The sequence below is a fragment of the Streptomyces sp. CB02056 genome, assembly GCF_001905545.1.
Taxonomy (GTDB): domain Bacteria; phylum Actinomycetota; class Actinomycetes; order Streptomycetales; family Streptomycetaceae; genus Kitasatospora.
This window is the reverse complement of the sequence record NZ_LIPD01000015.1, coordinates 58,498-73,058: the sequence shown is the minus strand read 5'-3', so window position 1 is coordinate 73,058 and position 14,561 is coordinate 58,498. Positions and strand designations below refer to the sequence as shown.

Here is a 14,561-nt window from a genome sequence, read left to right as displayed (position 1 = left end):
TCAGTCGGTGACGGGGCGGGTGTCGAGGCGGATGTGGTCGACGGCCCAGTACCAGTTGTTGCCGGCGTCGTACATGCGGAACCTGAGGGTCACCGAGCGGGCTCCGGCGGGGACGGCGAGGCTGCGGGTGATCCGGGTGTTCTGGACGTCCTTGCCGGCGTTGTCGTTGCCGGTGGCGTCGGAGCTGTAGGCGAGCAGGCGGGTCTCGGTGCCGTTGTCGAAGACGGCGGTGACGGAGGCCTTCTGCGGGGCCTCCTGGCGGTAGTGGGAGTCGAAGGCGAGGTGGAGGGTGTCGGTGCCGGCCGGGATGGCGACGGCGGGCGAGACCAGGGTGGAGTCGAAGACGCCCTTGCGGGAGGGCGAGCCGGTGTCGTCCCAGTCGTCGGGGTCGGCGACGGCGACGACGCCCAGGGCGCGGGTGAAGTTGCCGCGGTCCTGGGCGCCGAGGGCGGCCCATTCGCGCTTGGTGTGGAAGGTCCAGCCCTGGAGGCGGACGGTGCCCTGGGGCATGGCGGGGGCGTTGACCACCGTCCAGCCCTTGGGGGCCTGGGCGGTCCAGCCGAGCAGGCCGGACTCCGGCTTGAGGGCGCCGGCGAGGGATTCGAAGTCCTCGTCGAGGAGGTGGCCGGTCATCGCCGGGGCGGGGCGGGCGGCGAGTTCGCCGTCGGCGAGGGCGAGGCGGCCGTCGGCCTGGGCACGGGCGGTGACCAGCAGGCGGTGGGTGGCGCCGGCGGGCAGTTGGGCGGGCGGGGTGACCTGCCAGACGGCGGTGGCGGTGGCGCCGGCGGCGAGCTTGTCGGGTGCGGCGGTAACGGTGGTGGCCGTCCAGCCGGGCGGGAGCAGCGGCTGGGTCTCCAGGCGGGTGAGGGCGGTGGTGGCGGTGAGGGTGGCGGTGACGGTGGCGGGGCGGCCGGGCAGCAGGACGGGTTCGTCGATGGTGGTGGAGGCGGCGCCGAGGGCGAGGTCGACGGTGAGGGGGTCGGCCAGGCCGAGGGCGGGGTCGGTGACGGTGCGGTCGTCCCAGGGGAAGCGGCCGGCGATGCGGCGGCGGAAGGCGAGGTCGCCCTGGACGGCGACGGCGACGTCGTACCAGCCCTCGGGGCCGACCTTGAGGTTGACGGTGCGGTCGTCGCCGGCCGCGACCCGGACCTCGCGCAGGCCGTCGCCGTAGGCGAGGTCGCCGACGAGGAAGGTCTGGGCGGTGCGCGAGCGGTTGATGACGTCGACCTCCAGGACCTTGCCGCCGCCCTCCTCGGAGAGGGAGACCTCGTAGCCGGAGGCGGTGTCGCCGCGCAGGTGCCACAGGGCGCCGTCGGGGCCGTGGACGCGCAGGTCGTAGCCGGCCGGGCCGACCTTCCAGACGTCGGACAGGCGGCTCCTGGCGGCGACGGTGTAGTGCTTGGGGGCCTCGCCGGGGGCGGGGTAGACGGCGAAGACGGCGCCCTGGCGGCCCTGGTTGACGAAGTCGAGGGTGAGTTCGTCGCCCTTGAGGCGGGGCTTGACCAGCAGGTTGTAGGGGGCGGGGCGGGAGGAGCGGGTGCCGCGCTGCTGCCGGGGGAAGGTCTGCGGGCTGGGCACGGTGGGGGCGGGGAGCTTGCCGGTGTCGTCGACCTTGCGGCGGTTGCCGCTGGTGTCGGGCAGCTGCGGCCAGGCGGGGTTGCGGCCGGAGAAGTCGAAGACGTTGGTGAGGTCGCCGCAGACGGCGCGCCGCCAGGGGCTGATGTTGGGTTCCTGGACGCCGAAGCGCTGTTCCAGGAAGCGCAGGACGGAGGTGTGGTCGTAGACGGTGGAGTCGACGACGCCGCCGCGGGTCCACGGGGAGACGACGACCATCGGCACCCGGACGCCCAGGCCCATCGGGTAGGGGCCGGAGACCAGGGTCTCGCCGGCGGGGAGGGTGGCGGACCAGTCGAGGGTGCCGTCGGCGGCCTTGACCCGGTACTTCCCGTCCTGGCCCACCACCCGGTGGTAGGTGGAGCCGCCCTTGGCGACGCGGACGACGACCTCGCCGTCGACCGGGACGTTGGACTTGCCGCGGCCGTCGGCCAGCGGCGGGACGGGCGGCAGCTGGTGGTCGAAGAAGCCGCCGTGCTCGTCGTAGTTGAGGATGAAGACGGTCTTCTGGAACACCTCGGGCTTGGCGGCGAGCGCGGAGAGCAGCCGGGCGGTGAGGTGTTCGCCGTTCGGCGGCGCGTAGTTGGCGTGCTCGGACAGGGCGGCGGGGGCGACGATCCAGGAGACCTGCGGGAGGCGGTCGGCCTGGACGTCGGCGGTGAAGGCCTCGACGAGGGCGTCGCCCATGGCGAACGGGTCCTTCGCCTTGGCCGGGTCGCCGACGGCGCGCATGCCGCGCTCGTACAGCGGCTCGCCGGGCTTGGCCTTGACGAAGGGGGTGAACCAGGCGAGGGCGTTGTCGTCGAAGTTGTCGAGGGCCTGGTAGGTCCTCCAGCTGACGCCGGCCTTCTCCAGGCGCTCGGCGTAGGTGGTCCACTCGTAGCCGCCGGGGATCTCGGTGTTGTCGGTCACCGGGGTGTCCCGCACGGTGCCGCCACTGGTGCCGGTCATCGCGTGGTCGCGGTTGGTGTTGGTGTTGCACTGCGTCGAGGAGTAGTAGGCGTCGCAGACCGTGAACACCGAGGCGAGGGCGTGGTAGAAGGGCATGTCGGCGGGCTCGTAGTAGCCCTGGCCGAGCCAGCCGGAGGAGCGGCGGGTGACGGAGCCGTCGGCGCGCCCGTCGTTCCAGGCGCTCATCGAGTCGCCGTAGCCGAAGGACGGCGCGCCCTGCTGGTAGGCGCTGGTGTGGGCGGCGTTCATCGCGAAGGGCAGCAGGTAGCCCTCCTTGCGGCCGGGGTCGGGCTGGTGGAACACCGAGCGGCCGTCGACGCCGCGTACGGCGGTGCGGTCGCCGAAGCCGCGCACGCCCGCCAGGGTGCCGAAGTAGTGGTCGAAGGCGCGGTTCTCCTGCATGAACACCACGACGTGCTGGATGTCCGCCAGCCGTCCGGGCCGGGCCGGTGCGGCGAGGGCCTGCTGGACGCTGATGGGGAGGGCGGACAGCACCGCGGCCGCCGCCGCGCCGCCGAGGACGCTGCGGCGCGACAGTTCGGGCTTCGGACTCATGGGGGTGGGGCTCCTTGCTGACGGACCGCGGGTCTTCGGTACGGGGGCCGGCCGCGCGGTTCGGACCGGACCCGTTATGTGTACGAGACCGAGGTGGACGCGGCCGTGGTGTCCGATGACCGGCCGATGACCGTCAGGAGGCTCCGAGCTGTACAGACAACTTGACGTCATTTGATCAAGGAAGACGGCCGGTGCGGGGAAAACCCGCCGGACCGCCGCACCATCCGATGGATCATGGAACCCCTGATGTCCCGTCACCACGAGAGCGGTGCCCCCTGGTGATCCCCGCCGTGCCCGACCCGACCGTGCTGCACCCCTTCCCCGAACAGCCCCGGGTGGTGCTCCTCAAGCCGCTGCTCACCTCGCCGCTGATCGAGGTCGGCGAGTACTCGTACTACGACGACCCGGACGACCCGACGGCCTTCCAGACCCGCAACGTGCTCTACCACTACGGGCCGGAGAAGCTCGTCATCGGGAGGTTCTGCGCCTTCGCCACCGGGGTGCGGTTCGTCATGAACGGCGCCAACCACCGGATGGACGGGCCCTCCACCTTCCCCTTCCCCATCATGGGCGGCTCCTGGGCCGAGCACCTCGACCTGATCACCGGCCTGCCCGGGCGCGGCGACACCGTCGTCGGCCACGACGTGTGGCTCGGCTACCGCGTCACCGTCATGCCCGGGGTGCGCATCGGCCACGGCGCCGTCGTCGCCGCCGGATCCGTCGTCACCTCCGACATCCCCGACTACGCCGTCGCCGGCGGCAACCCGGCCAAGGTGATCCGGCTGCGGTACGACGAGGCCGACATCGCCCGCCTGCTGGACCTCGCCTGGTGGCACTGGCCCGCCGAGCACCTCACCCGCCACCTGCGCACCGTCATGTCCGGCACCGTCGACGAGCTGGCGGCCGCCGCCCCCGGTGCAGCCGGCGCCTGATCCCGCGTACGGTGCCGGGCCCGCGGCCGGGGCCGCTCCCCCGCCGCGGGCCCGTCGCCGTCCCCCGGCTGCGGCCGTCCTCGGGCCGCGGCCGTCCTCAGGCCGTGGCGGGGCGGTGGAGCCGGCGGGCGGCGGTGCGGATGGCGAGGGTGTACGGGGCGTCCAGGGCGCGGGTGCGGGCGTCGAGGTCGTGGAAGGGCACCAGGGCCCGGTGGGTGTCGTCGGTGGTCTGGGTCCAGGCCGTCCAGGCGTTGTGGACGTCCTCGTCGGTGACCTGCTCGCCCTTGGCCTGGAGCAGCACGGCGTAGAGGCGGAACAGGTCGTCGGCGCCCTCGGGGGGTCTGGCCTCCGTGGGCAGGCAGGAGCGGATCAGGTCGGCGATGGGGTCGAGGTGGCTCATACGGCCAGTGTGCCGCTGACGAGCGTGCCGGTGAGCAGGATCAGATGGGCCGCCGCGAATATCATCGGCACGAGCCGTTCCGTGGTGCCGAGTTCGGTGTAGTGCCGGTGGCGCCGGCCGGCCGCCGCGGTGTTCCTGAGGGCGTCCCACTCGTCGGTGTAGATCCGCGCGGACAGCTTCTCCTCCAGGCTGTTGATGACCTGGAACTTGGCGCCGTTGAGGTCCCGGTAGCTGCGCAGCTGCATCCACCAGGCGCCGGAGAGGGTGATGCCGGCCAGCGCGACGGCGGTCGGCACCCACCACGGGGACTCGGACAACTTCGGTATGCCGAAGCCGATCAGGGTGACCAGCGCGGTCTGCACGGACAGGAAGAAGGTGTTGGCGCTGCCCCGGCGGGCCGAGACCCGGTCGGCCATCTCCACGGCGAGCAGGTACAGCTCCAGCAGTTCGGACCGACGGTTCGGCTCCGGCGGCGTGGTCATCGCGCATCCCCCTCGGGCAGGTGGTGTGCCGGCTTCGCCCGCTGCCCGGGCTTCCCCCGTTGTGTCCATCCTTCCCTTCGGGCGGGCCCGCCAGTGCTGCGCGGGGGTGCCCGGCCGCCGGCGGTGGGTCCGGTCAGCGCGGGTCCGGTCGGCGAGGGTCCGGTCAGCGCGGGTAGGTCGACGGCCGCGCGTACGCCGGGCCGCCGGGGGCGGTGGCGTGCACGGCCGTGCCGGGCGCCGCGGTGCCCGGCGACGCGACGGCGGGCGCGACGGCGCCGGCCACCGCGGCGCCGCCGTCCGACAGGGCGCGCAGCGCGGCGCCCGCCTCCGACTCGCCCTCCCCGTACTGGTGCGCGCGGGCGGTGCGCAGCGCGGCGCCGAGGTGGCGGGCGGCCTCCTCGGGGTGGCCGGTGGCGGCCAGGGCGCGGCCGTAGAGGGTCTGCAGGACCACCCGGCGGGTGACCGGGAAGGGCGGTTCGGCGACGGCCAGGCCGCGGGCGGCGTGCTGGGCGGCCTCCTCGTGGGCGCCGGCGGCCAGGCACTCGTGGGCCAGGTACTGGCGGGCGAGGCCGACGAGGTCGGCGCGGCCGGCCCGTTCGGCCAGGGACAGGGCCTTCAGCAGCAGGCCGTGCACCCGGGCCCGGCCGGTGTGGTCGCCGTGGCGGGCGAGCGCGACGGCGTGGTTGACCAGGGCGACGGCCTGGGCGCAGCCGTCGCCGGCCCGGGCGGCGAGGTCGGGGGCGCGTTCCAGGTGGTCGAGGGCCTGGTCGGGGCGGCCCTCCTCCAGCAGGACCCAGCCGAGCAGGGCCCGGGCGCGGGACTGGGCGCCGGGGTCGCGGTCGGCCTCGGCGGCGGCCAGGCCGTGTTCGAGCAGCGGCGCCCAGCCGTCCCGGACCTGCCAGACGATCAGCGGCCACTGGAGCAGCACCAGGCGCCAGGCGCGGTCGTGCAGTCCGGCGGCGACGGCCGCCTCGACGGCGCCGCGCAGGGTGTCGCGTTCGGCGGCGTACCAGGCGAGGGCGCTCGCCCGGTCGGGGAAGGGGCGGACCTCGGCGGGGCGGCGGGTGCCGGGCGGCAGGGCGCAGCACGGTTCGCTGCCCGGTTCGGCGGCGGCGCAGGCGGTGAGGAGGGTGTTGAGCAGGTGGTCGAGCAGGCGGGGCAGCACCTGGGTGTCGGTGTCGCCGGGCAGGCTGCGGGCGTAGAGGCGGACCAGGTCGTGCAGGGTGTAGGCGTCCCGGCCGATCTGCACGATCAGGTGGGCGGTGGCCAGTTGGGCGAGGGCGGCGGCGGCCTCGTCGGGGCGGCAGCCGGCCAGGGCGGCGGCGGTGCGGCTGTCGAGGGTGGCGCCGGTGTGGGCGCCGAGGCTGCGGAACGTCCGGCGGGCGGGTTCGCCCAGGTGCTGGACGGTCAGGGCGAGCGCGGCGGCGACGCTGGTGTCCTCGACGTCGAGGAGGTCCAGGCGGTCCTGCTCGTCGGCGAGTTCGTCGGCGAGGGCGGCCAGCGCGCGGGCCGGGCCGGTGGCCAGGCGGGCGGCGGCCAGCCGCAGGGCCAGCGGCAGGCCGTCGCACAGGTCGGCCAGGCGGGCGGCGGCCTCGGGTTCGGCGGCGACCAGGTCGGGGCCGAGGGTCGCGGCGAGCAGGGTGACGGCCTGCGGGGAGGAGAGTTCGGCGAGTGGCACGGGGCGGGCGGCGTCGGAGGCGACCAGGCCGCCGAGCCGGTCGCGGCTGGTGACCAGGGTGACGCAGTCGTCGCCGTCGGGCAGCAGCGGGCGCACCTGGTCGGAGCGGCGGGCGTTGTCCAGGACGATCAGCATCCGGCGCCCGGCGGTCAGTTCGCGGTAGCGGGCGCCCATCGCCTCGGCGGTGGCGGGCATCCGCTCGACGGGCAGGCCCAGGGCGAGCAGCAGTTCGCGCAGGACGGCGGCGGTGTCGCGCTCGGGCAGCGGGCTGTGGCCGCACAGGTCGACGAAGAGCCGGCCGTCGGGGAAGTCCTGGTGGCGGCGGTGCGCCCAGGACAGGGCGAGGGTGGTCTTGCCGACGCCGGCGCCGCCGGTGAGCAGGGCGACGGCGCCGGGGGCGGCGGTGGCCCGGTCGAGCGCGGCCAGTTCGTCCTCCCGGCCGGCGAAGCCGCGCGGGCGGCGGGGGAAGGGCCAGGGGGTGTGCTGCGCGGCGGTGGCGGCGGGTGCTGCCGGGGGGCGGGCGGTGACCGGTGCGAGCGCGGGTGCGGGTGCGGGGGCGGGCCGCTGGTCGGGGACGGAGGCCAGGCCGCCGACGGTGGGGACCCGCGTGGGCGGCACGGGGTCGAAGGCCGGGCGGTCGGACGCCAGGCGGTCCGGCGGTTCCTGGTCGCTCGGGTGCCGGGCGGGCGGCACCCGGTCGGAGCGGCCCGGCGGCAGGGCGGGGCGCGGGGCGGCGTCGGGGCGGCTCGGCGGGGTGTCGGTGCGCAGCAGGCGGGCGTAGGCGTCGGTGAGTTCCGGTCCGGGGTCGATGCCGAGTTCCTCGGCGAGGGCCCGGCGGGTGCGGTGGAACCAGTCGAGGGCCTCGGAGCGGCGCCCCGCGCGGCCGAGCGCGTGCATGAGGTGGGCGACCAGCGGTTCGCGCAGCGGGTCGGCGGTGGCCTCGGTGTGCAGGAGGCCGGCGGCCGCGCAGTGGTCGCCGAGCCGGCCGTGGGCGCGGGCCAGGTCCTCGACGGCGGCCAGCCGCCGTTCCTCCAGGGCCCGGGCGGCGGACTGCAGCGGCAGGCCGGCGGTGGTGCCGGCCAGGGCGGGGCCCCGCCACAGGGCGAGTGCCTCGCGCAGGTCGGCGGCGGCCCGGGCGGCGTCGTCCAGGGAGCGGGCGCGGGCCACCAGGCGGTCGAACCGTACGGTGTCCACGGCCTGGTCGGGTGTCCGCAGCCGGTAGGCGCCGTTGTCGGTGACGAGTTCGACGCCGGCGGCGGGGGCGTCGTGGGCGGTGAGCAGGGAGCGCAGCCCGGAGACGTGGTTGTGGATGACGGTGCGCGAGTGCCGGGGCGGTTCCTCGTCCCAGAGGGTCTCGGTGAGCCGCTCGACCGTGACCGGTGCTCCGGGGTTCAGCAGGAGCATGGCCAGCAGGCTGCGGCGCTTGGCCGATCCGGCCGGAAGCTCGCGGCCGTCCGCGGCCACCACGGTCACCGAGCCCAGCAGTCGGAACTCCACGCACCCCCCTTGGATCAGATGTATATGACAAGCATATGACAGCACGCGATCCGTCGGTCGCGGAGCGTCGCCCACGAACGGGCGGGGCGGCGCACCGCGGGCGGCGGGGCGGCGGGCACCGGCCCCGCCGCCCCGCCTGGTCCGGGGACTACGAGGTGACGGCGTCGTCCATGGACTGCTGCCAGTAGCTGACCTTGAGCGAGTCGTCGATGTACAGACCCTTGGCGGGCAGCGAAGGGTTGCTTCCCGCGCCGACGCTCTCGTTGCCGGAGGGGCCGTGGAAGTAGACGGCCAGCGAGGTCTCGGTGCGGCCGTGGCCGCCGCTGCCGTCGGTGGCGGACAGGTTCACCGAGGCGTAGCCGGACTCGCCGGGCTTGAGCGTGACGACGGCCTGCGGCTTGGAGTCCTCGATGACCGGCGGCACCGACTGGGCCTCGCCGAAGCGCACGGCCGGGTAGCCGTAGAGGTAGCAGGGGGCGCTGCCGGTGTTGGTGACGGTCAGCAGCAGGTGGTTGACCGGGCGGGTCAGCGGGGCCGCGACGGTCTTGGTGACGGAACCCTCACAGGTGACGGCCTTGCCGTCCGCGAGGCTCGGGGGCTTCGGGGCGGCGGGGGCCTTCGCGGAGGGCTTGGCGGAGGCGGGCGAGCCGGTCTGGGCCGGGGCGCCGGTCGCGGCGGGGGCACCGGTGGCGGGTGCGGGGGCGGGGGCCGCCGGGGCGGGGGCGCTCGCGGCGGGCGGGGCGGTGGGCGCCGGGGAGTTCGCGGAGGTCCCCTTGCCGCCCGCGTCCCCCGCGTCGTCGTTGCACGCCGTCAGGGTGAGCGCGGCGAGCGCGGCGGTCGCGACGGCGGCCAGGAGGCGGGTGCGGGAGGTACGGGCGGTGCGGATGCCGAGCATGTGGGCGTGGCCTCTTCGAAGATCGTTCGGTGTGGTGCTTGGATGACCGGAGCCTGCCCGGTGGCCCGTCCCAGCCGCCACGGTCAACGGCCGGTCAGGGACGCTGGGACACTGGGAGGGGCCCTGAGCAGGGGGGATGCCGGGGCCCTGGAACACGGGGATGAGACATGGGGGTTGGACGATGGGAATGCCGCACGCGACGGGGAGCCCGGCGGCGGACGATCTCGCGGCACTGCTGGGGGAACTGAAGGAGCGTTCGGGGCTCAGCTACGGGACGCTGGCCAAGCGCCTGCACCTGAGCACCTCGACGCTGCACCGCTACTGCATCGGCGCCGTGGTGCCGCCCGAGTTCGCGCCGCTGGACCGCCTGGCGCGGCTCTGCCGGGCGACGCCGCAGGAGCTGATGGAACTGCACCGGCGCTGGATCCTGGCCGACGGGGCGCGCCGGGCCCGGCCGGGGCAGGAGGCGGGGGCCTCCGCGGCCGCTGCCGCCGCCGTACCTGCGGCCGTACCCGCTCCCGTCCCGGAGCCCGTACGGGAGGCGGACACCGGGCCGGCGCCGTCCGAGCCGGCGCCGGACGGGCCGCCGGACGGCGGGGGCGACGAGCCGGTCGCCGTCGGCGTGCCGTCCGGGGGCCCCGCGCCGGGGCGGGGCCGGCGCCGGGTGCTGCTGGCCGCCGTCACCGCGGCGGCCGTGCTGGGGGCGGTGGCCTTCAGCCTCGTCCCCTCCGGCGGGCACGGGAACGGGGCCAACGGTGGGAGCGCGGAGGCGGCCGCCGACCAGCGCCCGGCCGGCGCCGCCGAGGCGGTGGCCACCGACACCGGCCAGCCGGGCGGTGCCGGGCCCTCGACGCCGGGCGCCTCCGCGTCCACTCCCCCGGGCGGCGCGGGCCAGGCGCCCTCCGCCGCCCCCTCGCCCTCCGACTCCGCGCCCGGCACCGCGGCCGGTTCCGGCCTCACCAGCTCCGACCCGGGCGGGGCCGGTGAGGCCGGCCCGGGCGTCTCCGCGAGCGCCTCGCCCACCGCCACCGCCACCACCGACCCGGCGCCGCTGAGGATCGCGACCCGCCCCTACGTCTACGAGAACCCGTGCTACCAGCACTTCCTCGTCGACAGCCCGCCCCAGCAGGTCGGCCCGCCCGCCAACGAGCCGGAGGCGCCGCGCTGGGCCGCCGCGTACGGCGCGGTCGCCTCCGGGGAGCAGCGGGTCGCGCTGACCGTCCAGGGCACCGGGAAGGACACCGTCGTCCTGGAGGCGCTGCACGTACGGGTCGTGACCAAGGGCGCGCCGCTCCCCTGGAACGACTACGCGATGGGGGTGGGCTGCGGCGGCGGGGTGGAGAGCGCCTCCTTCGACATCGACCTGGACAGCGGCAGTCCGACGGTCACCGCCCGGGGCGGGCAGCGCTCCTTCCCGCGCAAGGTCAGCGAGTCCGATCCCGAGGTCTTCTACGTCACCGCGCGCACCCGGGCGCACGACGTGCGCTGGGAGCTGACCCTGGACTGGTCCAGCGGCGGGCGCAAGGGCACGATGCGCGTCGCCGCGGGCAACACGCCGTTCCGTACCAGCGGGGCCACCGGGCGGCCGGGCTACGACTACCCGTTGGGCGGCAGCGAGTGGGAGCGCCGGCCGCGCTGAGCCCTCGGAAGCCGAGCCCGGCGAACCGGACGAACCGCCCGCGCCGGGCGGGCCGGGACCAAGCGGAGGAACCGACTCCGACGGCTGTTACCACACGTCCGCGCAGCTCACGCGCGGGCCGGGTGATCGCCAGGGCACCCGGCGGCCACCACAATGGTGCGGACAGTTCCTCGGAAGTACAGAGAAAGCGAAACACCATGGATCTCGGCGTGCGCTGGAAGCTGCACGGCGACGGGCGTACGCCCGCGCCGGGGGCGGTGGTCCGTCCCGACGAACGGCTCTCCTGGCCCCGCACGGTAGGCCTGGGCGCCCAGCACGTGGTGGCGATGTTCGGGGCGAGCTTCGTGGCGCCCGTGCTGATGGGGCTCGACCCGAACCTCGCGATCATGATGTCCGGCGTGGCGACCGTGATCTTCCTGCTGGCCACCAAGGGCCGGGTGCCCAGCTACCTGGGCTGCTCGCTGTCCTTCGTGGGCGTGGCGGCGGTGATCCGGGCGCAGGGCGGCACCAGCGCGACGGTGACCGGCGCGGTGTTCGTGGTGGGCGTGGTGCTGTTCCTGGTCGGGGTGGCGGTCCAGCGGTTCGGGGCGCGGATCATCCACGCCACGATGCCGCCGATCGTCACCGGCGCGGTGGTCATGCTGATCGGCTTCAACCTCGCCCCGGTGACCGCCTCGACGTACTGGCCGCAGGACCAGTGGACGGCGCTGCTGGTGATGCTGTTCACCGGTCTGGCCGTGGTGTGCCTGCGCGGCTTCTGGTCGCGGGTGGCGATCTTCCTGGGGCTGCTGTTCGGGTACGGGATCTCCTGGCTGTTCGACCGGGTCTTCGGGAAGATCCACTCGGTGGACGGCGGCGGGCACATGACCGACCACTGGCGCCTGGACCTGTCGGGTGTCGGCAAGGCGGACTGGATCGGCCTGCCGACCTTCCACGGCCCGTCCTTCCAGTGGTCGGCGATCCTGGTGGCGCTGCCCGTGGTGATCGCGCTGGTCGCCGAGAACGCCGGGCACGTCAAGGCGGTCGGCGAGATGACCGGCTCCAACCTGGACGACAAGCTCGGCACCGCGATCTCGGCGGACGGCATCGGCTCCATGCTCTCCACCGCCGTCGGCGGCCCGCCGAACACCACGTACTCGGAGAACATCGGCGTCATGGCCGCCACCCGGGTCTACTCGACGGCCGCCTACTGGTGCGCCGCCGGCTTCGCCCTGCTGTTCGGCCTGTGCCCGAAGTTCGGCGCGATCGTCGCCGCGATCCCCGGCGGGGTGCTCGGCGGCATCACCGTGATCCTCTACGGCATGATCGGCCTGCTCGGCGCGCAGATCTGGACCAGGGCCCAGGTCGACCTGCGCAACCCGCTGAACCTGGTGCCGGCCGCGGCGGGCATCATCATCGGCATCGGCAACGTGTCGCTGAAGTTCACCGACACCTTCAGCATCAGCGGCATCGCGCTCGGCACGCTGGTCGTCATCACCGGCTACCACGCGCTGCGGGCGCTGGCGCCGGCGCACCTCAAGACACAGGAGCCGCTGCTGGACGAGGGCACCTCCTCGTACGACGAGAACGCGGAAGGCGCCGGGGGCGCCGGGGGCACCGGGGGAACCGGGGCACCGCGCACCCCGTAACGGACGGGAGCGGGGCCGGGTTCACCCCGGAGGACGGCCGGCGGAAGTGTCCGAAAAGGACCTTCCGTCGGCCGTTTCGTCTGGTCGGGCGGGGCGGTTTGCTGGTCGAATCACTGCTCGCTCGTATCGGCCACTCATCCCCCCGGGAGAGGCATGTCCGTTCTGACGCACCGCCGCAAGGCCGCCGCCGCGGCCGCCGCCCTCGCCACGCTGGCGCTCACCTGCGGCCAGGCCTCCGCCAGCAGCCCCGCCGCCGCGGGCAAGGTCCTGTGGACGCCGAGCACCAGCACGGGCCCGTCCTCGTTCAAGGCCGTCCAGTGCGCGGCGAACAACTTCGGCGTGGTGAAGGACTCCGTGAAGGGCAGCGTGTGGCGGGCCTTCCAGGCCGCCGGTGAGGAGCGCTGCGAGACGCTCAGCCCGGACCTGAAGGAGGGCGACACCTTCTACCTGGGCTGGTCGTCCAAGGTGGACATCAAGGACACCAACAGCCGGTACGTCTTCCAGCTGAAGTGCTCGCCGAGCACCGACACCGCCAACCACCCGATCGAGATCGACATCGTCAACGGGCGCGTCCGCCTCCAGGAGTGGGACACCGCCCACGTGGCGCACTCCCTGTGGACCGCGCAGACCACCAACAACACCTGGCACTCGTACGCGCTGAAGATCCGCCTGGGCCGCACGGACGGCACCATCGACTTCTGGTTCGACGGCGTGAAGCAGACGTTCACCACGGGCTCGGGCACGTTCAAGGGCACCACCTGGGACGGCGACCGCAACTACCTCAAGTGGGGCTCGTACCACCCCTCCACGGGCGACGCGACGAACACCTTCACCAGCCCGGTGATGGCCACCACCCTGGAGGCGGCCACCGCCGGCTCGTGAACAGCCGTGGGCCCGGACCGCGCCGGACGCGGTCCGGGCCCACTGTCCGGCGGAGTCGTGGCCACCTGCCCCGCAGGCGAGTTCGCGCACGTACCGGCGCGTTGCCCGCCCGGGCAACCTTTGCTGCCCGCCCGTACCTGGCACTGGTTCGCCCCCGCCCAGTATCAAGGAGGAGTCGACCGCCCCGCGCCCGTGGAGAGCCTTCCTTGCACGATCACGAGACCACCAGAGCCACCGAGACAGGCGGCCGTACCCCTGCCCGCAAGCCCAGCCCCGCCCCGCCCACGCGGCTGCTCGGCCTCCAGGCCACGGTCGGCAACGCCGCGGTCGTCCAGATGCTCCGCCAGACCGGCCGATCCCAGACCGGCCGATCCCAGACCGGCCATTCCCAGGCCGGCCACTCCCAGGCCCGGCCCGAACAGCACCGACACACCGTCGGCCACGTCCCGGCCCGTCCTCCGGCCGCCGTCCAGCGCGCCGAAGGCGGATCGGACACCGACGCCGAATCCGAGTTCCGACTCGGCGTCGCGGCCACGTTGGAACGGGTCATCAACGACGACGTCAAGGACCGGCTGGGTCTCAGCGGGCTGCACCTGAGCATCGGCGGCGGAGGCGGGGTGGCCGCGCTGAAGGCCGCACGGCCCGTCCAGGACCTCGATCTGCGGCTCCACATCGCCGACCCCGAGGGCCAGGACCCGGAGCTGCGCCGGCAGGTCGTCGCGTACCTCGAAGCCCTGCTGCAGGACGAAGCGGGCACGGACGCCAACGGCACGACGGTGAAGGGCACGTTCGGCGGGGCCGAGGTCAGCGTCACGCTGGGCAAAGTGCCCACGGAGACGCGGGACATGCAGGTGCACGAGAGCTCCGCCCGGGTCCCCCTGACGGTCGTGGCGCCGCTGCGCCTGTTCACGGACAAGGTGACCGCCTTCGCCATGCGCAAGGAGAAGGAGGGAGAGGTCCTGGCGGAGAAGCGGCAGCGGGACGCCCGTGACCTGCTGACCCTCTACTCGCAGATCACCGCCGAGGGGGAACTGGCGGACGTACTGGCCGAGAACGCGGACAACGACGAGCTCATCCACCACGGCCTGAAGAAAGCGGCCCAGTTCACGCAGGAACTGGGCCGCTACCGGAAGGACCACACGGGCGACTTCGAGCCCGCGGAGTGGGAGCGCCTCCGGGAGATCGGACGGACCCTGGAGAGGGTTGCCAAGAGTCTGCGCAAGTCCAAGGCCGAGCCCCCGGCGCAGCCGGCGAGCCCCTCCGGCACCGCCCCGGCGGCCGTCGACGCCCCCGCCGGCACGGATTCCGGCGCGATGACCAAGGCCGACCGCAAGGCCGCCAAGCAGGCCAGGCGGCAGCAGAAGCTGACCGAGCGGCCACCGACAGACTGAGGCACCCCGCTCCGGAC

The 14,561-nt window shown here is 74.6% G+C and carries 10 protein-coding genes; 5 read left to right on the top strand and 5 right to left on the bottom strand.

All coding sequences use genetic code 11. The features are described from left to right. Positions 1-3,120, bottom strand: coding sequence for a phosphocholine-specific phospholipase C (locus tag AMK13_RS33030; protein WP_074005345.1), 3,120 nt, complete (start codon positions 3,118-3,120; stop codon positions 1-3). A 281-nt stretch (positions 3,121-3,401) separates the two neighbouring features. On the opposite strand from AMK13_RS33030, the gene AMK13_RS33025 reads away from it, so the two are divergent. Further along, on the top strand, positions 3,402-4,052 hold the full coding sequence (locus AMK13_RS33025; RefSeq protein ID WP_075983691.1) for a CatB-related O-acetyltransferase: 651 nt from the start codon (positions 3,402-3,404) through the stop codon (positions 4,050-4,052). A 97-nt stretch (positions 4,053-4,149) separates the two neighbouring features. Here the strand turns inward: AMK13_RS33025 and AMK13_RS33020 are convergent, their stop codons facing one another. The 4 genes from AMK13_RS33020 to AMK13_RS33005 form a co-directional block, all read right to left on the bottom strand. Further along, positions 4,150-4,452, bottom strand: coding sequence for a DUF7701 domain-containing protein (locus AMK13_RS33020; protein ID WP_074005344.1), 303 nt, complete (start codon positions 4,450-4,452; stop codon positions 4,150-4,152). Further along, complete coding sequence (locus AMK13_RS33015; protein ID WP_053112619.1) at positions 4,449-4,934, bottom strand: RipA family octameric membrane protein; 486 nt, start codon at positions 4,932-4,934, stop codon at positions 4,449-4,451. The genes AMK13_RS33020 and AMK13_RS33015 overlap by 4 nt, the downstream gene beginning before the upstream one ends. Positions 4,935-5,097: 163 nt before the next feature. Continuing rightward, a complete protein-coding gene (locus tag AMK13_RS46120) occupies positions 5,098-8,109 on the bottom strand; it encodes an AfsR/SARP family transcriptional regulator (protein WP_074005343.1) in 3,012 nt (1,003 codons plus the stop codon). Positions 8,110-8,257: 148 nt separating this feature from the next. Then, positions 8,258-9,004: a DUF4232 domain-containing protein gene (locus AMK13_RS33005; protein WP_074005342.1), complete on the bottom strand. Its 747-nt coding sequence runs from the start codon at positions 9,002-9,004 to the stop codon at positions 8,258-8,260. Positions 9,005-9,191: 187 nt separating this feature from the next. Between AMK13_RS33005 and AMK13_RS33000 the strand changes: the two genes are divergently transcribed. The 4 genes from AMK13_RS33000 to AMK13_RS45370 all read left to right on the top strand — a co-directional run bounded on the left by AMK13_RS33000 (position 9,192) and on the right by AMK13_RS45370 (position 14,544). Next, positions 9,192-10,643, top strand: a complete 1,452-nt coding sequence (locus AMK13_RS33000) for a transcriptional regulator (protein ID WP_074005341.1) — start codon at positions 9,192-9,194, stop codon at positions 10,641-10,643. Positions 10,644-10,840: 197 nt separating this feature from the next. Then, the gene (locus AMK13_RS32995; RefSeq protein WP_074005340.1) at positions 10,841-12,271 is read left to right on the top strand and encodes a uracil-xanthine permease family protein; all 1,431 of its coding nucleotides are present in this window, start codon (positions 10,841-10,843) and stop codon (positions 12,269-12,271) included. A 153-nt stretch (positions 12,272-12,424) separates the two neighbouring features. Next, the gene (locus AMK13_RS32990) at positions 12,425-13,153 is read left to right on the top strand and encodes a heparin lyase I family protein (protein ID WP_074005339.1); all 729 of its coding nucleotides are present in this window, start codon (positions 12,425-12,427) and stop codon (positions 13,151-13,153) included. Between the two features lie 206 nt (positions 13,154-13,359). Beyond that, positions 13,360-14,544 carry a nucleotidyl transferase AbiEii/AbiGii toxin family protein gene (locus AMK13_RS45370; RefSeq protein ID WP_074005338.1) on the top strand — a complete coding sequence of 395 codons (1,185 nt, stop codon included), beginning with the start codon at positions 13,360-13,362 and terminating at the stop codon, positions 14,542-14,544. The last annotated feature ends 17 nt before the right edge of the window (positions 14,545-14,561 follow it).